21 protein-coding genes are annotated in these 21,084 nt (G+C 65.3%); 2 read left to right on the top strand and 19 right to left on the bottom strand.

The genetic code is table 11. The features are described from left to right. Nucleotides 1-93 precede the first annotated feature (93 nt). From AB1K56_RS18145 to AB1K56_RS18130, 4 genes are read right to left on the bottom strand one after another with little or no spacing between them, the layout of a single operon-like run. Nucleotides 94-2,244, bottom strand: coding sequence for a heavy metal translocating P-type ATPase (locus AB1K56_RS18145; RefSeq protein ID WP_371206742.1), 2,151 nt, complete (start codon nt 2,242-2,244; stop codon nt 94-96). A 40-nt stretch (nt 2,245-2,284) separates the two neighbouring features. Further along, the gene (locus tag AB1K56_RS18140) at nt 2,285-4,546 is read right to left on the bottom strand and encodes a heavy metal translocating P-type ATPase (protein WP_371206741.1); all 2,262 of its coding nucleotides are present in this window, start codon (nt 4,544-4,546) and stop codon (nt 2,285-2,287) included. Beyond that, entirely contained in the window at nt 4,543-4,866 is a 324-nt protein-coding gene (locus AB1K56_RS18135) for a cation transporter (RefSeq protein ID WP_058233654.1), read from the bottom strand. The genes AB1K56_RS18140 and AB1K56_RS18135 overlap by 4 nt, the downstream gene beginning before the upstream one ends. A 28-nt stretch (nt 4,867-4,894) precedes the next feature. Next, nucleotides 4,895-5,176 carry a metal-sensitive transcriptional regulator gene (locus AB1K56_RS18130; protein ID WP_058233655.1) on the bottom strand — a complete coding sequence of 94 codons (282 nt, stop codon included), beginning with the start codon at nt 5,174-5,176 and terminating at the stop codon, nt 4,895-4,897. A gap of 89 nt (nt 5,177-5,265) precedes the next feature. On the opposite strand from AB1K56_RS18130, the gene AB1K56_RS18125 reads away from it, so the two are divergent. Both AB1K56_RS18125 and AB1K56_RS18120 read left to right on the top strand, forming a co-directional pair. Continuing rightward, entirely contained in the window at nt 5,266-5,643 is a 378-nt protein-coding gene (locus tag AB1K56_RS18125; RefSeq protein ID WP_076677834.1) for a helix-turn-helix transcriptional regulator, read from the top strand. Further along, nucleotides 5,640-6,311 carry a cation diffusion facilitator family transporter gene (locus AB1K56_RS18120; RefSeq protein WP_076677837.1) on the top strand — a complete coding sequence of 224 codons (672 nt, stop codon included), beginning with the start codon at nt 5,640-5,642 and terminating at the stop codon, nt 6,309-6,311. The genes AB1K56_RS18125 and AB1K56_RS18120 overlap by 4 nt, the downstream gene beginning before the upstream one ends. Nucleotides 6,312-6,382: 71 nt before the next feature. On the opposite strand, the gene AB1K56_RS18115 is transcribed toward AB1K56_RS18120, so the two are convergent. From AB1K56_RS18115 to AB1K56_RS18045, 15 genes are all read right to left on the bottom strand, one after another. Next, on the bottom strand, nt 6,383-8,215 hold the full coding sequence (locus AB1K56_RS18115) for a cytochrome c oxidase assembly protein (protein ID WP_181373634.1): 1,833 nt from the start codon (nt 8,213-8,215) through the stop codon (nt 6,383-6,385). 110 nt (nt 8,216-8,325) lie between these two features. After that, complete coding sequence (gene ccsB, locus AB1K56_RS18110) at nt 8,326-9,309, bottom strand: c-type cytochrome biogenesis protein CcsB (RefSeq protein ID WP_256334329.1); 984 nt, start codon at nt 9,307-9,309, stop codon at nt 8,326-8,328. A gap of 11 nt (nt 9,310-9,320) precedes the next feature. Continuing rightward, complete coding sequence (locus AB1K56_RS18105) at nt 9,321-9,773, bottom strand: DUF4307 domain-containing protein (RefSeq protein WP_256334328.1); 453 nt, start codon at nt 9,771-9,773, stop codon at nt 9,321-9,323. After that, the gene (locus AB1K56_RS18100; RefSeq protein WP_239278227.1) at nt 9,770-10,096 is read right to left on the bottom strand and encodes a M23 family metallopeptidase; all 327 of its coding nucleotides are present in this window, start codon (nt 10,094-10,096) and stop codon (nt 9,770-9,772) included. The genes AB1K56_RS18105 and AB1K56_RS18100 overlap by 4 nt, the downstream gene beginning before the upstream one ends. A gap of 535 nt (nt 10,097-10,631) precedes the next feature. Further along, entirely contained in the window at nt 10,632-11,222 is a 591-nt protein-coding gene (locus AB1K56_RS18095; protein ID WP_239278236.1) for a copper resistance CopC family protein, read from the bottom strand. A gap of 824 nt (nt 11,223-12,046) precedes the next feature. Continuing rightward, nucleotides 12,047-13,612 (bottom strand): apolipoprotein N-acyltransferase, encoded by a 1,566-nt coding sequence (lnt, locus tag AB1K56_RS18090; protein WP_239278247.1) that lies wholly within the window; start codon nt 13,610-13,612, stop codon nt 12,047-12,049. Beyond that, nucleotides 13,609-14,535: a cytochrome c oxidase assembly protein gene (locus AB1K56_RS18085; protein ID WP_076677849.1), complete on the bottom strand. Its 927-nt coding sequence runs from the start codon at nt 14,533-14,535 to the stop codon at nt 13,609-13,611. Before AB1K56_RS18085 ends, lnt begins: the two co-directional genes overlap by 4 nt. 10 nt (nt 14,536-14,545) lie before the next feature. Further along, entirely contained in the window at nt 14,546-16,081 is a 1,536-nt protein-coding gene (locus AB1K56_RS18080; protein WP_278100885.1) for a cytochrome c biogenesis protein ResB, read from the bottom strand. 133 nt (nt 16,082-16,214) lie between these two features. Further along, on the bottom strand, nt 16,215-16,982 hold the full coding sequence (locus tag AB1K56_RS18075) for a cytochrome c biogenesis CcdA family protein (RefSeq protein WP_076677854.1): 768 nt from the start codon (nt 16,980-16,982) through the stop codon (nt 16,215-16,217). Next, entirely contained in the window at nt 16,979-17,566 is a 588-nt protein-coding gene (locus AB1K56_RS18070; RefSeq protein WP_076677856.1) for a TlpA disulfide reductase family protein, read from the bottom strand. Before AB1K56_RS18070 ends, AB1K56_RS18075 begins: the two co-directional genes overlap by 4 nt. Continuing rightward, nucleotides 17,563-17,895 carry a DUF6804 family protein gene (locus AB1K56_RS18065; protein WP_076677858.1) on the bottom strand — a complete coding sequence of 111 codons (333 nt, stop codon included), beginning with the start codon at nt 17,893-17,895 and terminating at the stop codon, nt 17,563-17,565. The genes AB1K56_RS18070 and AB1K56_RS18065 overlap by 4 nt, the downstream gene beginning before the upstream one ends. Beyond that, nucleotides 17,892-18,434: a signal peptidase II gene (locus AB1K56_RS18060; RefSeq protein ID WP_083709109.1), complete on the bottom strand. Its 543-nt coding sequence runs from the start codon at nt 18,432-18,434 to the stop codon at nt 17,892-17,894. Before AB1K56_RS18060 ends, AB1K56_RS18065 begins: the two co-directional genes overlap by 4 nt. A gap of 423 nt (nt 18,435-18,857) precedes the next feature. Next, nucleotides 18,858-19,826, bottom strand: a complete 969-nt coding sequence (locus AB1K56_RS18055) for an NAD(P)-binding domain-containing protein (RefSeq protein ID WP_239278268.1) — start codon at nt 19,824-19,826, stop codon at nt 18,858-18,860. 32 nt (nt 19,827-19,858) lie between these two features. Then, the gene (locus tag AB1K56_RS18050; protein ID WP_076677862.1) at nt 19,859-20,527 is read right to left on the bottom strand and encodes a thioredoxin domain-containing protein; all 669 of its coding nucleotides are present in this window, start codon (nt 20,525-20,527) and stop codon (nt 19,859-19,861) included. 79 nt (nt 20,528-20,606) lie between these two features. Then, on the bottom strand, nt 20,607-21,041 hold the full coding sequence (locus tag AB1K56_RS18045; RefSeq protein WP_076677865.1) for a hypothetical protein: 435 nt from the start codon (nt 21,039-21,041) through the stop codon (nt 20,607-20,609). Nucleotides 21,042-21,084: the final 43 nt, after the last annotated feature.

Here is a 21,084-nt window from a genome sequence, read left to right as displayed (position 1 = left end):
GTTCGCTGGTCCTTTCCCGGGGACCGTCCCCGGCGCCTGCCACGATACGAGCGGGCGACGGGGACGATTCGGGGGGTTGCGGGCGCGGGGAAACTACTTCGCGGCGACGGCTTGCGGGCTGAGGTCGAGCCGACGCAGGAGTTGCGCGTTGAGCGCGACGACGATCGTGGACAGCGACATCAGGATCGCTCCGACGGACATGGGGAGGACGAACCCGATAGGGGCGAGCACTCCGGCGGCGAGGGGGACGGAGACGAGGTTGTATCCGGCGGCCCACCACAGGTTCTGCTTCATCTTCCGATAGCTGGCCCGCGACAGGTCGATCACGGACAGCACGGAGCGGGGGTCGTCGCTGGCGAGGATGACCCCGGCGGACGCGATGGCGACATCGGTGCCCGCGCCGATGGCGATACCGACATCGGCTTGCGCGAGGGCGGGTGCGTCGTTCACCCCGTCACCAACCATGGCGACCTTGCGGGATTCGTTCTGAAGCTGCTTGACCTTGGATGCCTTGTCTTCGGGGCGGACCCCGGCGAAGAAGCGGTCGATGCCGAGGTCGGCGGCGACGGATGCGGCAACCGCTTCGGCGTCTCCGGTGATCATGACCACCTGCACGCCCCGCTGGTGCAGCGCGTCGACCGCAGCGCGCGATTCAGGGCGGATCTCATCCGCCAGGCGCAGCGCTCCTGCCACCTGCCCGTCGATGAGAACGTGGAGGATGATCGCACCCTCCTTGCGCCACTCGTTCGCGATCGACCGCTCAGCGGCCTTCTCCTGCTCGAGCATGTAGGGGCCGCCGACCTGGACGGTGCGCCCGGTGACCTGCGCGCGGACACCGACGGCCGGTGACGATTCAAAGTCGTTGGAGGAGGGCACGGTGAGCTGCTTCTCTTTCGCGGCGTTCACGATCGCCCGAGCAAGGGGGTGTTCAGAGTCCGCCTCGGCGGCGGCGGCCAAAGCCAGCAGTTCGTCTGCATCGACCCCTTCGGCAGGGTCGATCGCGGTGACGGCCGGCGTTCCCTTGGTGAGTGTGCCGGTCTTGTCGAACAGCACCGTGTCGACGGTGCGCATGCTTTCCAGCGCGAGACGGTCCTTGATCAGAACACCGCCGCGCGCGGCACGCTCCGTGGCGATCGACACGACGAGCGGGATCGCCAGTCCCAAGGCGTGCGGGCAGGCGATGACCAGAACGGTGATGGTGCGGATGACCGCTTCGTCGGGGAATCCCACCAGGGACCACACCACAGCGGTGACCGCGGCCGCGCCGAGCGCGAACCAGAACAGCCACCCCGCAGCACGGTCCGCGAGCCGCTGCGCGCGAGAGGAGGAGTTTTGAGCCTCAGAGACGAGCTTTTGGATGCCCGCGAGGGCGGTGTCCTGCCCGACCGCGGTGATTTCTACGCGAACTCCGGAGTCGGTGGCGACCGTGCCGGCGACGACCTGATCGCCGTCGCCGCGGCGAACGGGGCGGGATTCTCCGGTGATCATCGACTCGTCCATGCTGGCCGAGCCCTGCACGATCCGCCCGTCCGCGGGAACCCGCCCACCGGGGCGGACCACAACCACGTCACCGACCTGCAGCTCAGCGGGGGCGACGGTGACGGTGGTGTCCCCGTCCACCTTCTCGGCCTCGTCGGGCAGGAGCGCGGCGAGGGAGTCGAGGGCGGAGGTGGTCTGGGCGAGGGATCGCATCTCGATCCAGTGCCCGAGAAGCATGATGACGACCAACAGCGCCAGCTCCCACCAGAAGTCCAACTCGTGGTGCAACAGCCCGAGGCTTGCCCCCCAGGACGCGAGGAACGCGACGGTGATCGCGAGGGCAATGAGAAGCATCATGCCGGGCTTGCGGGCGCGCAGCTCGCTGACGGCGCCGGTAAGGAACGGGGCGCCACCCCAGACATACATGACGGTCCCGAGAATCGGGGACACCCATCCCACCCACGCCGCGTCCGGCAGCGGGTAGCCGATCAGCATCGAGAACATGCTGGAGAAAGCCACGACCGGCACCGCGAGAACCAGCATGATCCAGAACAGCCGCCGGAACCGGGCGACGTGATCACCGTGACCGGCGTGACCGCCGTGGTCGGCGTGACCGTGCCCGGAGTGCCCCGCCGCAGGTGCCCGATCATCCGTGCCGTGCGGGTGGCCCATCGCTGCGTGGTCGTGTACTGCCGTTGCCGCCGGAGCGTTGTGGCCCTGGTGGTTCGTGCGGGCCGAGTGGTTGTGATGTTCGTGCTGGCTCATGGGAGCCTCCTTCGCTGGGTGCGCCGCCACGGCGCACGATTCAGGCCGGTTGGGGCATGGGAGTGCGGGCGATGTGCACGGGTGCCGGCTCGGGGCGGAACCGGCGCAGCCGGAGGCTGTTGGTCACGACGAACACCGACGACAGCGCCATGGCCGCCGCGGCGACGAGCGGGTTCAGCAGCCCGGCCATCGCGATCGGGATGGCGGCGACGTTGTAGGCGAAGGCCCAGAACAAATTGCTCTTGATGGTGCGGAGGGTGCGGCGGGAGAGTCGGATCGCGTCGGCCACGACGGTCAGGTCGCCGGAGACGATCGTGATGTCACTGGCGGCGATCGCCGCGTCCGTGCCGCCCCCCATCGCAAGGCCGAGGTCGGCTGCGGCGAGGGCCGCGGCGTCGTTGACGCCGTCACCGACCATTGCGACCACGTGGCCATCGTTTTGGAGCCGGCGGATCACTTCGAGCTTCCCGGCGGGGGTGACGCCGGCGTGCACGTCGGAGATGCCGACCTCAGCGCCAATCCGTGCGGCCGTGGTGTCGTTGTCGCCGGTGAGGAGCACCGGGCGCAGCCCGAGTGCGCGGAACAGTGCGATGGCGGTCGAGCTGGTCGGCTTCACCGTGTCCGCCACGCCGATCGCGCCCAGGTACTGCCCGTCGCGGCCGACCGCGATTGCGGTACTGGTACGAGCGAGCGTGTTCAGCTCCGCTGCGGCCTCCGACGGTGGGCGGATGCCCCACTGCTCGGCCAGCCAGGAGGCGCGGCCCGCGACCACCGCGGCGCCGTCCACGATCCCCTGCACACCGAACCCGGCGTGCGAGGCGAAGCTGTCCGCATATGCACCAGGCGCGGTGGCGGTGATCGCGCGGGCGACGGGATGCTCGGAGCCCGCCTCGACCGCAGCGGCGACCCGCAGCAGCTCGTCCCGGGTGACACCAGGGGCGGGGTGAACGGTGGTGACGGTCATCTTGCCGGTGGTCACGGTGCCGGTCTTGTCGAGCACGATGGTGTCGACGGTGCGGGTCTGCTCCAGCACCTGCGGTCCACGGATCAAGATTCCCAGCTGCGAGCCCCGGCCGGTGCCCACCAAGAGGGCGGTGGGGGTGGCGAGGCCAAGCGCGCACGGGCACGCGATGATTAGTGTCGCGACCGCGGCGGTGAACGCTTGTTCCAGCGATGCCCCAGCGATCATCCAGCCGACGAAGGCGGCGGCGGCAAGTCCGATGACGATCGGGACGAACACGGCCGACACCCGGTCAGCGATGCGTTGCACCTTGGCCTTGCCGGTTTGGGCTTCCTCCATCAGCCGGCGCATGCGCGCGAGCTCGGTGTCGGCGCCGACCCGGGTGATTTCTACGGTGAGGCGGCCGCCGACATTCACCGTCGCTCCTACGACACGCGACCCAGTCGTCACCTCGACGGGGACTGATTCTCCGGTGAGCATGCTGGCATCGACGGCGGAGGCACCATCGATCACCAGCCCGTCGGAGGGAATCTTCTCCCCCGGTCGAACGAGCACAGTGTCTCCGACCGACAGCTGCGCGACCAGCACCATCCGTTCGGCGCCGTCGACGAGCTGCGTGGCGTGCTTCGCGCCCATCTCCAGCAGCGCCCGTAACGCCTCCGACGATGATTTCCTCGCGCGCGCTTCGGCATACCGCCCGGCCAGGATAAAGACGGTGACCAGCGCGGCCACTTCCAGATAGATTTCGTGGCCCCCGGCCTGCGGGGTACCGACGAGGGTGAACGTCATCGTCATGCCGGGCACGCCTGCGCCACCGAAGAACAGCGCGTAAAGGGACCACCCGAATGCGGCGATGACGCCAACGCTGATGAGGGTGTCCATGGTCGCCGCGCCGTGTCGGGCGTTGACGGCCGCGGCCCGGTGGAACGGCCACGCGCCCCAGACCGCCACCGGGGCGGTGAGAGTGAGGGCAAGCCACTGCCAGTACTCGAACTGCAACGCCGGGACCATCGACAACACTGCCACCGGCAGCGACAGGGCGGCACTAATCAGCAGACGCCGCCGTAGCGCCCCGACCTCGCCGTCCTCTCGGTTTGGGGTGTTCTCATCGATATCACCGCTCGGTGGCGGTGCGGGGAGAGCCGCCTGGTACCCCGCGGATTCGACGGCGGCGATCAGGGTGGCAGGGTCGACGTCGTTCCCGCGAACACGTGCTTTTTCGGTGGCGTAGTTCACCGTTGCTTCCACACCGGGAAGCTTGTTCAGCTTGCGTTCAATCCGGGTCGCACACGACGCGCATGTCATCCCGGAAATATCGAGTTCGACGTCGACCGCGCTCATGCGGGTGCGCCGGCCAGGGTGTAGCCGGCCTCCTCCACCGCGGCCCGCACTGCGGCAGCATCAATCGGGGTCAAGCTGTGGATGGTGACGCGCGACGTACCGCCGGCGTTGAGGTCTACCGTGACGTTCTCGACACCGTCGATCGCAGTCAGCTCCTCCGTGACGCTCGACACGCAGTGCGAGCATGTCATTCCGGTCACCAGGACGTCTTCTGTCACCGTCGCCGCGGTGGACGCGGGTGCGTCTGTCGCTGCGGACGTGGCGCAGCAAGCGCAGCCGGCGTTGGTGTCTTTCAGGCCGAGGTCGATGCGGTCGGTCATGATTTGCTCCTCTGGGGTTGGTGCGGGATCAGGAACGGACGAGCCGTGCAATCGCGTCGTTGGCCTCACGAATCTTCTCTGCGGCAACCTGGCCGCCCTCTGCGCTCGCCTCCGCGACGCAGTGGCGGAGGTGATCCCCGAGCAGGGATAGAGCAACCGTCTCCAAAGCCTTCGTCGCGGCGGAGACCTGCGTAAGGATGTCGATGCAGTACTTGTCTTCATCGACCATTCGGGCGATCCCTCGTACCTGACCCTCGACGCGACGCAGCCGCTTCTGGAGGTCGTCTTTGTTGCCCTCGTATCCGTTCACCTAGATACCATACCCCCCTAGGGTATGTAGCGCAACACTCCTATTCATCCCCCTGCGCGCGTCCACCGGAGTGGGCCGCCCAACCGGGGATGATTATTCAGCAAGTCCTGTACTGTCGACACGTGTCCACAGCCACTGCGACTGCCACCGTGACGCATACCGCCGCGCTCGCGCGCCTCGGCCACGCGCTCTCCGACTCCACGCGCGCGGGCGTGCTGCTGGCACTGCGGGAAGCACCCGCCTACCCCTCCGACCTAGCGGACGCTCTCGGCGTCTCCCGACAGGTCATGTCGAACCAGCTCGCGTGCCTTCGAGGGTGCGGGCTCGTGGAGGCTGTGCCGGATGGGCGGCGCACCTGGTATCGGCTTGCTGACTCTCACCTCTCACCCGCCTTGGACGAGCTGCTACGCGTCGTCCTCTATGTCGAACCGGGCTGCTGCGCCGGAGAAAGCTGCACCTGCGCATGACCACCACGACCTCTCGCCCCACAGACGACCGCCGGCACACTCTCCAACGCCGCATCAAGTGGATCGTCACCGCGACGATCGCCTACAACCTCATTGAGGCCGTCGTCGCGATCACCGCCGGCACCGTCGCCTCATCGGCTGCGCTGATCGGGTTCGGCCTGGACTCCACGATCGAGGTCCTCTCGGCGGCAGCCGTGGCCTGGCAGTTCACCCGCCGCGACCCCGAGCGGTGGGAGAAGGGCACGCTGCGCGTCATCGCCGTGGCGTTCTTCGCCCTCGCCGCCTACGTCACCGCGACGTCGGTGCTCGCGCTCGTGGGCCAGGTCGACGTGCAGCACTCCACTGTCGGAATCGTGCTCACCGCGCTCAGCGTCGTCATCATGCCATTCCTCTCGCTGGCGGAACGACGCGCGGGCCGCGAGCTGGGATCGGCAACCGCTGTGGCCGACTCCAAGCAGACCCTCATCTGCACCTACCTGTCCGCCGCGGTTCTCGTCGGCCTCATTGTCAACAGCCTGTTCGGCTGGTGGTGGGCCGATGCGATCGCCGGACTCGTCATCGCCGCCTTCGCAATCCGAGAGGGTATCGAGGCATGGCGCGGTGACGCCTGCGCCACCTCCGTGGGGATGCTCCTCGAGGAGGAGCACGACGACGACCATCACCGCTGAGCGGGTAGAGCACCTCAGATCAGCCATGGCGGCTTCTGTCGCACGCCGCATGAGGAATCTAGGACGTCGTTCTACCGCGCACGGGAGAGGAACACCACCCACCCACCCAGAACGACCGCGATCGCGGAGCCAGCAGCCAGCACCACTCCACCGAAGTCTTGGTCTTCGGCTGGTGCTCTACCCCAGGTGCGGCCCATCGCACCGAACCAGTCGGCGGCTACTAGACCGGCAGTAGAGATGTACACAGATACAACCGCCATCGCCACAGCTAAACCGACGACCATCAGCAGCTTCATCTGTGTCGGCCGGCGGCTGGACCCGTCACCACCTATCAAGCCACGCACGAGCAGAGATCCCACGACGAGGGTTGCTGCCGTCGCCATTTGCCGCCCTAGGAGATCCCCTACTGTCCAACGGAGGAGGTCAGAACTGAAAAGCAGCCAAATCAACATCGCGGTGGCCGGGACAGCGACCACGGGTGCCGAAGCGAAACGCACACCTCGCGAATGCATGAGCACCTGCGCCCATTCATACCCTCCCCTGCTGCCGTCTTCGCGGCGATGGGCTGCCTTGCGGGCGAGCTCGATTGGCGCCCCGGCTGCGAGAAGGGGCACCACCCCGACAAGGAGAATGACTATCCCAAGAACGTGCGCACTGTAGATGTAGCTACGGTAAGCGCCCAACGCTCCGCTAGTGACCCATACCAAGAGGAGCGTCCCTGCCACCCACGCGGTCGCCCGCCAGGGGTTCCATCGGTACCCACGCGCCTTTAGCCGCAGCACAGCGCTCACGTAGAAGATGAGTCCGAGCACGGCGGCAACTAACCACAGCAGGTCGGGGCTCCACGCCGTGAACCAACGCGACATAGTCCACTCAGGAGGTAGCGGAGCGCCGGTGAGTACCTCAGCGGGTGTGAGCGCGCCTGCAGGTTCGGGGAGAATCGGCGGCGGTGTTCTCGCGAGAGCGGCAGCCGCTCCACTAGCCATCCCCATCAATCCCAACTCCGCACACAACAGCAGCCAGAAAGTCTTGGCGTCGCTGGGGTTGGCGCGCATCCTTCGGAGTAGACGCAGTCGGTAGATCGCCCCCAGAACACCGATGGCGGTGAGGGCTACAACCTTGACGATGAGGATGAGGCCGTAAGGGGAGGCGAGAGCACCGAGAGTTTCTAGGCCGATGGCGGCTCGAACCGTGCCCGAGAACGCGACGAGCGCGAAGGCAATAACGGCGATGGTGGAGTACCGCATCAGAACTGTCGCCATCTCACTCTTGGAAGTGACGGAACGAATGATCGCCAGCAGCAGCAGACCACCGAGCCAGACCGCTGCGGCGATGAGGTGTATGACGATGGCTGTCGTGGCTTGCTGGTGAGAGGCCTCATCACCTGAATGGCCTTGTGTTCCCATCGGGACAAGCGCTGCCAGCGCGAGAAGTGCCACGGTTGCTGTCCCGCCCCACGAACGCACCGCAAATGTGAGCACCGCGAGAATGGCACCCGCGATGGTCGTCATCAACCACACACGTCCCCCCTCGGTCTGCACGAGGTACCGGCCAAGCTGAGACCCAAATTCGGGACCGGCATTCAAAGCGGGGTTGAAGATGACCATGAAGCTGAAGAAGCCAGTAGCAGCAGATGCCACGGTGAAGATGGCGGCAGATAGCGCAGCAACATCCAACGCCAATTCAAACCCGCGCTGTTCGACGCGCAACGAGAACAAGGCGACAAAGAGCGCCCCTCCCATTCCCGCGGCGCTCATGTTCACGACGAGCTTTGACACTGGCAGCCCCCACCGTGCGAGGGGCCCGGCGTCGGCCAGTTGCAAGGGGGCAGCGCCACCGCCGACTGCGAGCGCGCACACCAAGGCAGCGACTGCGCTGACGACGAGGATGATGAGCGCAATCACGCGGTACACGTTCCACCGGCGCGGTTGCAGAGACGGAAGCCGCGTGGAGCCAGGTGCCCCCACCCTTACCGTCGAGTGGGCGTGCCCGAGCTTAGCGCCGGAAGTAGGCATCAGTTCAGCCCCGAATAGGCATGCAGACCCTTGAAGAACATGTTCACGGCGGTGAAGTTGAACAGCACCGCAGCGAACCCCACGATAGACAGCCACGCAGAACGGTTACCGCGCCATCCACGGGTGGCACGAGCGTGGATGTACCCGGCGTACAGCACCCAGATGATGAAAGTCCACACCTCTTTGGTATCAAAACCCCAGAAGCGTCCCCAGGAGTCGTTTGCCCAAATCGCGCCGGCAATCAGGGTGAAGGTCCAGAAGATGAAGCCAATGATGGCGAACCGGTAAGCCAGGGCTTCCAGATCTTCAGAGGTGGGCAGGGTTCGAAGCAGGCCCCGCCGCGTGTTGACGGAGGGGCGACTCTCACGCCGGTGTTGCAGAAGTTGCGTCACGGACAGGCCGCACGCGATGGCGAACAGCGCAGTCGCAAGGGAGGCCACGAAGACGTGGATGACAAGCCACACGCTACGCAGCGGGTCCATCAGAGGGGTGACCTCGACGTAGAACCCCAAGGTCGCACCACCCAGAAGAAGGACGACCATCCCAAGCAAGAAGGAGCCGAGGAAACGCAGGTCGTACCGCCGAAGGGCGAAAAGGAACACGCCGACGATGAGAAGAGTGCCGGTGAGTGCGAATTCGTACATGTTCGCCCACGGCACACGAGCTGCGGCGATGCCTCGGAGGACATCCCCGCTCAGCTGCAGCGCGAATCCCAAAATGGTGAGGGCGGTTCCGATACGTGCCCATACGAGACGTTCGCGCTCACGTGGCGGCACTTGCAATTGCACCGCGGCCGCCGGGGGCGCCACCGGTGGAGCCACGTCCCCGACCGTCACGAGTTCCGCAGCGGGCGCCTCGACGCGAGACACGCGCACGGCAAGGTCGATGGCATACGCCGCAAAGGCGAGCGCGTAAACGCCGATGGCCGTCCACACCATCAGCAGGGACAGCCCATCAAGGGTGAGGGCGGATGATTCGGTCACGGGTGGAATCCTTAGATTGTCCAGCACTCTTTGACGGTGCCGGTGGTTGCCAGGGCGAGAGTCGGAACGCGCTCGGTGAAGGATCGAGTGGTCTCGGGGAAGGGGGCGTACTCGACGACCCGCCACCCCACGACGCCGAAATCCTCGTCCAGGGCTTGGATGGCGCACGCGAACCGTGCGCCGGAGGGAGGGGTGGCTTGAAAGGACACCGTCACAGCCCGCTCATCGACGACGAGGTAGCCGGTCTCGGCGATGGAGATGTCGTCCAAGCTATTTTGAAGTGTGATCCAGACCAGGTAGGCAATGGCAGCCACCGCGAACACAGCAACACTGATCCAGAAAGCTCGGCGACGCCAGGGAAGCGAAGTGCGGCCGTATCGATCGTCGAGTTTCTTTTGCAGTGCCGTTCGCTGCGGTGCGGCGCGGCGCCTGCCGCCGCGCTTTGTAATGGCGCGTTTAGTCACTGAGCATTCGCTTCCAACCACGCCAGGGAATCCACGGTGACGTCGTTGACGGACACCTCGAAATGCAAGTGGTTTGCGGTGGAGCGGCCTGTGCTTCCGACGAGTCCGAGGAGTTGGCCCGCCTGCACTTCCTGGCCGCTGCCGACCTGCCGGGTGTTGTACTGCATGTGCGGGTAGACGGCCCGGATACGTTGGCCGTTGACGACGGACTCAACGGTGACAGCGACGCCGTAGGCGCCATAGCTCTCGCTCGAGACATCGACTGTCCCGGCCACGGACGCGTAGATTGGCGTGCCGCCCGCGGTCACCATGTCGGTGCCCATGTGCGCCCCGCCTCTTGCTCCGAATTGGTCCGTGACTCTGAACGTCGAGGTCAATGGCCAGCGCACAACCCCGCTACCGGCGGCGAGGACGGGGACTGCGCGTTCAGCAGCGAAGGTGGTAGCGGGCCGAGCTGCGCGTGCTGCGGCGGCCGCGGCCGCCGCAGCCTCTCGCGCCTTTTTCTGATGAATTTCTTCCTGAGACGTCGCTGCGTAGCTCTGCCTGTCCAGGGGCGAAGCGGGGAGCGCGGAGGACACGGTGAATTGTTGTGAGTCGTCCGCAGCGGCTTGCTGCAAGGTCGGCTCGGAGTCCGTGACAGGTGAGGCCGCGTACGCCGGCAGCGCCAGAGGACACATGAGCGCCAGCGCCAACGCACTCGCAACAAGCGGGCGGGCGCGCATTGCGCGCGCGGCCTCAGGACCGTGGGAGCTCCGCGCCTCACGCATCCTGAACTCATCAGCGTGGCGCCGTTCCCTGCGCGTTAGAGGGCGTGACTGGTGTGTCGACCAAATCTCACTGCTCATTGACGGTGTTCCTTCACTGCCCCACCTGCTGCTGTCGTCGACGCCGTCCGGACGAGAAAAGCACAAGCGCCGCCGCGCCCAGAATGACGACAGCGACGCCAGTCACTAACAGCGGAAGACCGATTCCGCTCCGTGGCTCTTCGACCTCCGCCACGGCGTCTGCTGTCGCGCTTTGTTCTGGTGTCGACGAGATGGCCGGGCTCTGCTCAGATGAGGAGGGGGCACCCGTGGTTGCAGAGGGGTCCGGTTCGGCGGACGCCGTGGGCGTTACGGGAGCGTCAACCGTGAACGCGTACTCACCGCTGATGGGGTGACCGTCGCTGGAGACCACGCGCCATCGCACCGTGACTACGCCTGGAGACGTGACTGGCTTCACTGCCTGGGTCACCGTCGTGTCAGCGACGACCGGAGGCGTCAGTGCAACGTTCGCTCCTGAGGAGTCAATCACTTCGACCGCGATGGCGCTGGAGGCGTCGAAGACCTCCCCGCTGTATGTCATTGACACCTCAGCGGGCGTCGCTGAGACGACTGAGTCCGCTGCTGGGGAGGACTGGACCAAAGCGTCGTGAGCACGAGCCGGCGGCGAACCGGGTAGAACGAACATCAGGGATAGTGCCGTCACGGCAATGCCGGCGGCTGCGAACCAGCGAGGCGAACGGGGGGCGAAAAGTGTGTGCATGGCGTCTTTCAGTGGGACTGCGGCGCCCGGGGATTGGGCGCCCACGGCAGTCGTCGAGCGTCGGATCAGAAACGCTCCGAGTGCACCTGTACGGCCGCGCCCGAAGGGGTGGGAAGTTGCGTTCGACTACAACTTCGTTGGCGTCAGATCAGCCGAGAAGGTGTGATTTTCGGAGCCCCGGTACGGGTCAGGTCCGTGAGAGAGACAGTTCGGTCAAGCTCAGCGTCGTGGTGTGTGAGCGGACGGTACGTAAAACGTGAGGCTGATCGCGTCGAGGTGAGCGGATGACATTGAGATTCGACCGCATGAGACGGAAGCGATGCTCCAGCAGCATTCCCGCCACACACACGCCTACCAGGCATAGCGCTACGGCCGCCGCTGGGAGAGCCTGCGTCAGGCTGTTGACAACGTCACCGGCGGGCTCATCGAGGACTGTTCGACTACCTTGATCGCTCTCCCACGTGTGGGTCGCGGACGCCGCATCGGAGGTCGTGGAAGCATCAGAGTGGCTGCTTGACCATACAGCGAGCAGACACATCAAGATTAGGACGAGGCTGGCGATGATCCTCATTCTCACGACGGAGGCGGTACTGGCCCCAAGTGGGGCGCGTCCCGTGCTTACCGGCATCGCAGCGATGGTACCAATCCGAACTGGCCGTCACAGCCAAGCCGGGGCAGCCTGGCATCGGAGGCCAAGCGTGCGCTGCTCGCGCGGGGTGCGCGATGCGGTCTGCCGTTTGTCCAGCTCATCACCGTTTCCGCGCACGAACGTGGATGCGCAGACGAACGCACAACAGCACACCGGCCGATGCAACGACCATTGCAATTTCGATGGTGGGGCTGAGCCAGCTCGCCGGCGTGATCCCCGCCCGTAGCGGCACCTCGCTCACTCGGCCAGCGGCCGTGTCCACCCCGATGGTCTCTTCGGTCGACCCATCGGGGTTGATCACTTGGCTTGTTCCCACGGTGGAGACGTTGACCACTGCGCGCCCGGTTTCGATGGCTCGCATTCGCGCGATGGCGAGCTGCTGCACGTTCTCGTCTGTTCCGCGGAAGTCGGCGTTGTTTGTCTGGAAGATGTAGACCTGCGCGCCTTGCCGTGCTGCATCGAAGATCACGTCGTCGTAGATGACGTCGAAACAGATCGCCAGCCCGACGCGGGTGCCTCCTATATCCATCACTGGCGCCGATCTGCCTGGGGTGTACTCCCTCTGGATCAGACTGACAAGGTCAGGTGCGAGACGTTCAAACAGCCACCGGTCGGGCACGTATTCGCCGAACGGGACGGGGTTGAGTTTGTCGTAGCTCTGCTCGCTACCGTCCGTCGTCCACAGCATGGTTGAGTTGAACGTTTGCTCGCCTCTCGTGGTTGCGGCGTTCATTAGGAGCGGGGCACCGTACGCGGCGGAGATTTCACTCAGCACTCGACGTGTGGGTTCTGAAGACGCCGGGTCGATGTCCACGGAGCCCTCTGGCCAGGCGAGCACGTCCATCTGCTGGCCCCGAATCGTTTTCGATGTTGATGCTTGGGCTCGGAGCATGTCGCCTTCGTTGCGGTCGTCGAAATAGCCTGCCGGCCCGTTGCCTTGGACCCACCCGACGGTGAACGTTCCGATACTCCGGGTGGCGTACTGGGGTGTGACCGCCATGAGCAGGACTCCCACGAGCGCCGGCACGCCGGCACGCAGAGTGCGACGCCCCGGCCTGAGGGCCTGCACGAGGGCGGCGCACACGCCCACGACGAGGAAGGTCACACCCGTCGTTCCCACCCAGGACGCCACTTCAGGAAATGGTCCCGACACTTGCGTCATTCCTACCCGTGCCCAGGGGAAGCCCGAGTACGGCCACATTCCGACAAGTACTTCCCGCGCGGCCCACAGGGCTGCTACCAGCGCGGGGATACCCAGCAGGTCTAAGGCCCCGCCGAGCCTACGTACCTTCACCCAACGGTAGGTGAGGGTGATGGTTATGCTGCTGACACCGATCAGGACTGTCTGCAGGGCGCTGAGGGCCAACCAGGGCACTGGTCCGAGGAATTGCGCCACCCATACGAGGTGGGCAAGGTTGAACACGGCCCCGAAGACGCAACCCACGACGAAGGAAGCGAGCGTGCCTCTTCCGAGGAGAGCCGCGAGCAGGATCGTCACGCTCACGAAAGCAAGCGGCCACCATCCGAGGTCCGGTGTGGCCGCATCCATCAGCAACCCCGCCGCTGCCGCCAAGGGCAACGCCGCCGTCACGGGCAAGGAATCCGTGCCGCTGGTCCACATAGAGGGCATGCGCAGCGCGCCGGTTGCCCCTCGAAGTGCTGTCATGCGGACCCGCCTTTCTCTAGACGGCGCAGGTACTCGTTGTACTCGTCGAGCTCTGGATCCCCGTGCGCGTCCGCCCATCTGCTTGCGGCGGCGTCACGAACGGAGTCGTGCCGGAACCACCGGTGCATCACGATCAGGATCATGATGAGTGTGGGCGCCTCGCCATAGGACCATGCAAGACCGCCGGCTACGCGTTGGTCCTCGATGGGGTCGATCCCTAGGGCAATGGTCGATTCAGCGAATGTTCCTACTACCAGACTGGTCGCCATCATGAGGAACACCCCGAAGAAGGCGTGCAACGCTGCCTCAGCGAAAAGGTCGAGTGCCCGTCCTCCGTGGCTCATGCGGACCGGTAGTGGATCTGTGGAGAGCACCGGGATGGTGAACAGGATCCCGCTGATCAGGAACGCCGATTCTAAGGCGGTGTGACCGCCGGGGAGGGCTAGGACGGGATCGAGCAGATCTGCGATGTACAGGCCGTAGAAGGCCGCGAGGTAGGCGGGTAATGCGACCCAGGGGCTTAGGGCCCATCTTGACCCTCGCCACCGCAACGCGCCGTGCGCCACTTTGAGGACACTTTTTCCGACGCCGCGGTGCGGGGTGGCACGCAGCAGAAGGGTTCCCGGGGAACCGAGCACGAGCAGCGGTGGGATGGCCATCATCAATGTCAGCTGCTGAAACATGAACACCGAAAGCAGGGCTTTGCCGTAGTCCTCTACAGCGAGGCCGGTGACGGCGGCGAGGGCTGCGCAGCCGGAGACGAAGCTCACCGTGCGCAACACCGACCACCGTCGATGCTGCCGCCACAGACGCAGCGCCCCGAGGAGGTAGATGGTGGCCATCACCGTTGCGGCGCCCGGCAAAAGGGTAAAGGGGTGCGCTGCGGGCAGCAGGTAGTCGCCAAGGTCGAGGGGGGCGTTCATAGCTGTGGACCTATCGTGGCTGCGCGGCCGTATTCGCCCGCTCACACACTTCTGTGTGAGCCTCCGCTAGGTGCTGGACCGCGCGGGCAAGCCCCGGGTCGTCTCCTCGGGCGAGGGCGGCGTACTCCACGTGGATCGTCGAGTCGGTTGTGGTCGCCGAGTGGTGGACTTTCACCCAGATTCGGCGGCGAGGTATGAGAAGTCCGGTGAACAGCCCGACGCAGGCCAGCACAGAGAACGCGAGGACCCAGCCGCTGCTGGGGTCGCGTTGGATCTGCAGGGACGCGAACCGTTTCACCGGAGCACCGTCGGCTTCCTCCCAGGTGATGGTGCCCCACCCGTTGGGCAGCGCACCGGTGGTACCGGGCCTGAGTTCAATGGATTCCTGTCCGGTGTTGCCGCCGGTGAGCTGGGTGAGTTGGTCAACTTCCAGGGCGTAGACGGAACGGGGGGTTCCATCGTCGATGCCCAGGTCGCCTGCGAATGCGTTGAGGGTGATGACGGGGTTGATTACGTCGGGGTAGATCGAGGTGGCGGCACCTGAGGGCAAGGTGTCCTGTGTGGGGTAGAAAAAGCCGATCAGCCCGAGCTGCTGCGGCAAGCCATCCGGAACTTTCACGACGCCTAGTGAGGTCATGTTGGAGTCTTGCGGGAGGAAGGGTAGTGAGTCGCTATAAACGATCTGACCTTCCGCGTCACGGATGGTGAGGGTAGGCGCGTAACCGTTTCCGAGGAGATGGATGCGGTCGGTCCCTACAGTGATGGGGTAGTTGACGACCACCCGCTCGGTTCGGTCGTCTGCTCCGGGGGATCTGATCGTGACGTTGGCGGCGAAGTCGCCCGCTTGCCCACCGCCAGGGGAGCCTGCTGGCTGGTAGGTGACGTCGAAACGGTCCAGCGTGAGGGAGTACGGCGTCAGGTTGGATCCGTCCGCGAAACGGCCGGGGTCGAAGGAGGAGAAGTCGCTGAGGGTGTTGACGAAGGTTGTCCCCTCCACCACGACGCGCTGGCCGGTGTAGGCGAACGCCTTGCCGACGACGACGGAGACGAGCACGCCGACCAGGGCGATGTGAAAGAGCAGGTTGCCGGTCTCGCGGAGGTACCCGCGTTCGGCCGAAACGGAGGTCCACCCCTTCCCGTCGTAGCGGCGGACGCGATAGCGACGCCGGGCGAGTTCTGTTTCGGCAAGATCCAAAGCTGCCGCGGGGGTGAGATGCTCGCCGGGGATGGCTCGCTCGAGGTGTTCGGGGAGTCGAGCGAACCGGATGGGTGTGCGCGGCGGTTGTCCTTTGAGAGCGCGGTAGTGGTGTTTCGCCCGCGGGATGACACACCCGATGAGGGATACGAACAGCAGCAGATAAATGGACGAGAACCAGGGCGAGTAGTAAACGTCGAACAATCCGACGGCGTCGAGGAACGGGAACCACTCGGGGTTGTTGCGCTCCCATTGGATGACGCCGTTGGGGTCGGCGCCTCGTTGAGGAAACAGTGAGCCGGGTACTGCGGCCAGGGCGAGGGAGAGCAGGAGGATGAGCGCGGTGCGCATGCTGGTGAGCTGGCGCCATGTCCAGCGGAGCCACCCTTTGCCATCCAGCTTTACCTGTGGGCCGTCTTGATCGTTCGGGGCCCCGTCAGGATGGTCCGCCGGCCGCCGCGGGTCTGAATCGACGTGGCGGGTATCAGAGCGGGAGGGGGACATTGATTACCACCTGTTGCAGAAGTGACATGAGCGAGGTCCACACGCCCGTCACCATGAGCAGCCCGAGCAGGATGAGCACGGCGCCTCCGATGAGGTTGAGTGTGCGGATGTGAGTGCGGAGGACTGTGACGGACCGCGCAGCCCACCCCCATCCGAGCGCCAGTACGAGGAAGGGCACTCCGAGGCCGAGTGAGTAAGACAGACCGAGGAGCCCGGCTCGGGCGGGGTCACCAAGGTTCCACGACACGGACAGGATTGCTGCGAGTGTGGGGCCAATGCACGGTGTCCAGCCGACACCAAGTGAGAACCCGAGAAGCGGAGCGCCGACGAGCCCGGCTCGACGACGGAGGGTCGGACGCATGCCACGCTGTCCAAGCCGGATTGCGCCTGTGAAGACCAGCCCCAGGACGATGTTCACAATGCCGAAGACGCGGGTAAGGAGATCGGCGTAGCGCGAGAGCGCCACCCCGAAGAATCCCCCCAAGACGGTCACGGCGACGAAGACCACAGTAAATCCGGCGATGAAGAGCAGGACGCCTGCTACGAGCCGCGGGCGTGTGGTGACCGTCGTCGCACCGTCTCCTCCGGTTGTGGAGGTGGGAGGGGCGGCCACACCGCCGAGGTACCCGAGGTAGCCGGGCACCAGCGGTAGGACACAGGGCGATAGGAAGGAGATGAGACCGGCGACCAGGGCGAGGGGGATGGCAAGCCAGAGTGCGCCGTCGACGACGAGCGCCCCGGCGCTCATGGTCTCTCCGCCAGCGTGTCCGCGACGATGGTGGACAGGATGGACGCGCTGGGAAGTTGGCCGATGATGCGGGCGGCGAGGCGACCCTGGCGGTCCATTACGAGCGTTGTGGGTGTGGCCTGGATCGGGGTGAGTTGCGCGAAGGCGAGTTTCACCTGACCGTCATTGACGTCGATGACGCTGGGATAGGTGACGTTGTTCTCGCGCGCGAAAGAGAGTGCTGTCTCAGCTTGGTCGTAGGTGTTCACTCCGAGGAAGTCGACTTCCTCGTTCTGGAAGCGCAGAAAGACCTCCTCGAGCATGGGAGCCTCGACGATGCACGGTCCGCAGGCGGCGTACCAGAAGTTCACCACGAGCACCTCACCTCGGTAGTCGTCGCTGGTGACGGTTTCACCGGTTTCGATGACGCCTTCGAACTGAACGGGTTCGCCTCTGTCCGACGGGGCAATCTCGGCCACTTGGAAATTCCCATCGGAGAACGATGCGCCCGCGCCGGCGTCCGTTGTTTGGGTCGTGGCGGTGCAACCGCTCATCACGCCGACGATGATGAGCGCCGTGCCGAGGGCGAGGAGTTTGCGATTCATGCCCGCTCCCTCTTGATGATGGCTCCCGCGACAAGGAAGACGACTGCGGCTGCGGGTTGCGCCGCGGTCCAGACAACACCTTCAGCGGGGATGGGGAGCACCGGGTTCCATGCCACCGCGATCACAGCAAACACCGGCACCCACCACAGCTGCCGCTCCTGGTAGGCGAACGAGGCGACGATGAGCGCCAAGATTGCCACGATGAAGCGCACAAGCGTGAACCAGCCGCTGTCCAGCAGCGCTGGCGCCACGAACAGGGCGGCTGCGGCGATCAGACCGGGGGCGAGGGCGTTTCGTTGATACCGAGATGGCGTCTTGGTCTTTTTCATTGCTTGTCCTCCGGGGGAACCCCGAACGTGGGTGGTGTGGCAGGCGCGACCTTGGTGCCACTGTGGGCGCGTTGGCGGAGCATCAGCATCACTGCAACCGCTATCGCTCCAGCGGCGAGGAAGACGTCTGCCAAGTTGCCGATGAACAGACGCCCGTATGCAAGGAAGTCGGTGACGTGGCCGATTGCGAATCCTGGCGGCGACATGAAACGGTCGATGAGGTTGCCGACAGCTCCACCGAGGAATAGCCCCACACCACCCGCCCATCCCACCGTTCGCGCGCGGGCCGCCAGGACGAAAAGCCCGGCAACGGCTGCCACGCCTATCAAGGTGAGAACCCAGGTCATGCCCGAGCCCGTTCCCAGCACCGCGCCGGGGTTGAAGGCGAGTTGCAGACCGAATGCGTCCCCAATAATGGGCACCCGTCTCCCGTCGGCAAGCGCAGTCAGGGCGATGGCTTTACTGAACTGGTCTATCAACACCGCGGCCGCTGCCACCATGCAGGCGACGGCGAACGGCCGCGTCTTCTCAGCGGTCACCTTCTTGGCCCTTCCGGAGGTGGCGGGTTCGCCGCGCTGTGACCAGAAGCGTGACCAGCGCTCCGCCGAGAATCATCGCCACCGCGGAGACTCCCAGCACGGGAGCGACCTCGCCACCGCCGGTGGGCACTCCTCGACCGTCCGCGCGTGGGGTGGCCGTGGAATGAGGATGGGTCTGGTGCCCAGGTGATGGAGTCTCGGAGCTCGTTACGGTGGTTCCTGAACGTTCGACGCTCAGAGGCGCAGTGGTGAAGCTGACATCCATGGCCGAGCTCAGCGCCGGGGCCACGACAGCAAAGGTCGGCGCGGCGGGTCCTGCAACGATGAGGGCGGCGCTAAGAGCGACAGTGGCGCACAGCGTCACCGTGACCTGCGTTGCGCGATGGCGAGGTCTGGATACGAGGAAGAATCTCATTGGTCTTTTCAAGGTCGGGCGTAGATGAATCGGGCAATACGAGCCGCGTCCGTCCATACCCCGGGAAGGGTGTTAGCTCTGGCCTGGCTGTGCACGGGGATTCCGGCAACGAACAGACCGGGTAGCGTCGTCGCGGTGGGGATGCGTCGCTGAAGCTGCGGCTGCGTGGGCAACCACTCGTCGCCCGCTTCGTACCCGGTGGCGAACACGACTGACTGGTAGGCCTGCCGGTAGCCATCCGCGAAGGCGAACTTGGCCCCGTCCACCCCAATCGTCTCGGCTCGAATGGAGACGCCTTTATCTCGGAGGGCGTCGTAGAGGGGTTCTGGGGCGATCTTCACGCGCCGCCACGGTGAGACGCGCGGCTGGGTGGGGAATTGCCGCGGATGCGCTTCAGCCCGTCGGGTGCGGACCGCCAGAGTGACGTCGTGCGACTTCGCGAGGTCGGAAGCAACTTCCGTCCCGGCGATACCACCGCCGACAATAAGTACCCGGCCTCGCGGAATCTGCTCGGGTGTTCTGTAGGCGTTGGTGTGCATCTGTACTCCTTCGACTTCGGCGTCCGCGGCCCATTTCGGAAATCGGGGACGTGCTGCGGCGCCGGTAGCGCACACGACGTTGCGGGTCTGCACTTCGCCAACCGTGGTGCTCAAGAGCAGGGTTGGGCCGTTGCCGTGGCGAGTCACGGCGAGGGCCTGGACACCCCAGACGGGGTTTACCCCGAGCTCCGCTTCGAATCTGTGTAGATAGCCTTCGATGTCTCCCGGGGTGGGGTACCGATACGGGTCACCCTCCAGTGGTCTGCGGGGGAAGCTGGAGTGCTCAGCATTGCTGAGCAACCGCATAGAAGGCCAGCGCGCACTCCACGTGCGTTGTCCCCGCGCGGAACTGTCGATGACCACGAAGTCACGCTGCGGTTCCATGCCGCGAGCGATCAGTGCCGCTGCAGTTGCCAATCCAGCCTGCCCTGCGCCCACGATGATGACTCGTCGGTGTGACAGGCCCGCCACTAGGGGGTGCCGTCCAAGCGGGTGGTGATGGCACTTTCAAGGTCGTTCCATCGTTCAATGACAAGAGGTTCGCCGTCGACGAAGAACGTAGGGGTTCGGTCCACGCCGAGGGCGCGTCCGTCGTCGAGGTCGGATCGAACGCGCTCGAGAGTGGCAGGGTCGGCGACAGCTTCGTCGTAGGCCGTCATATCCAAGCCCAACTCGGTCGCGTACGAGCGGAACAGCTCCGCTTGGCTTTGCTGAGACTCCCCCCACTGTGCTTGCGTCTCAAAGAGACGGTTGTACATGTCTTCGAAGCGTCCCTGGGCTGCCGCGGCCTCCGCAGCGACCGCTGAGTTTTCGGAGTTGATGTGGCCGGGAAGGGGGAAGTAGCGAACGACGTAGTTGATCTGTCCCTCATACTTCACACGAAGCTCTTCGACGACGGGGTAGTAGGCGCCGCAGGCTTCGCACTCGAAGTCCAAGAACTCCACGATGGTGATGGCGCCGTCGCCGGCGTCGTCGAGGACGTGGGAGTCGTCTCTAACAACCGCTATCGACCCTCCTCCCCGTTCCTCGGCGGCAACGCGGGTGTTGTTCTGATCGACTAGGACATAGATGACAGCCCCCGCGACGACCGCGACGGCGACGGCGGCGGTAATGACCGTCGCCTTCCAGTTGATTTTCATGGGTACTCCAACACTTGACGGCACAAGAAAAGCCCGGGTTGCCCGGGATGAGTGTCGCCGCGGGGGCGACGTGCCGATGTCAGGTTCTAGAGATACCCAGTTGCGCGATTGTGAGGGCGTGGCCCTCAGGCCTGCCGGACACCGGGTGGATCAAAGACGGCGGGAGGGCGCGCCAGACGAGTGTGATCCCAGCCGGTCCGCGGCGCACCAGGAGATGAACAACGAGGTACAGCACGAATCCGCAGACGACGCCGAGAACGCACAGCGCCATTCCGGGCGATACGTCGTACACGCTCGCCTCGACGATAGAGGTAGCGACGGGTGCGGCCGGGTCGTGCGGCGCAGTGTCAGATGCCGTCGCGACCACACCGCTTACCGGGGCGTTGTCGCCATGGTTGAGGGCCACGACTCCGAGCAGCAGGAGGGCCCCGAGGGCGATGATGGTAATGAGTCGCGTTATCGCTCCGTGCTCTTTCGCCAGCGCTGAGCGCCGGGCGTGAGCGTCGGTATACATCAGCAGCCAGTGTACGGAGAGGTTCTGGGCGAATGGCTGGGAA

The sequence above is a fragment of the Microbacterium sp. BWR-S6Y genome (assembly GCF_041379845.1).
GTDB lineage: Bacteria > Actinomycetota > Actinomycetes > Actinomycetales > Microbacteriaceae > Microbacterium > Microbacterium hydrothermale.
The sequence above is the reverse complement of the archived record's forward strand: the minus strand, read 5'-3'. Positions and strand labels throughout refer to the sequence as shown.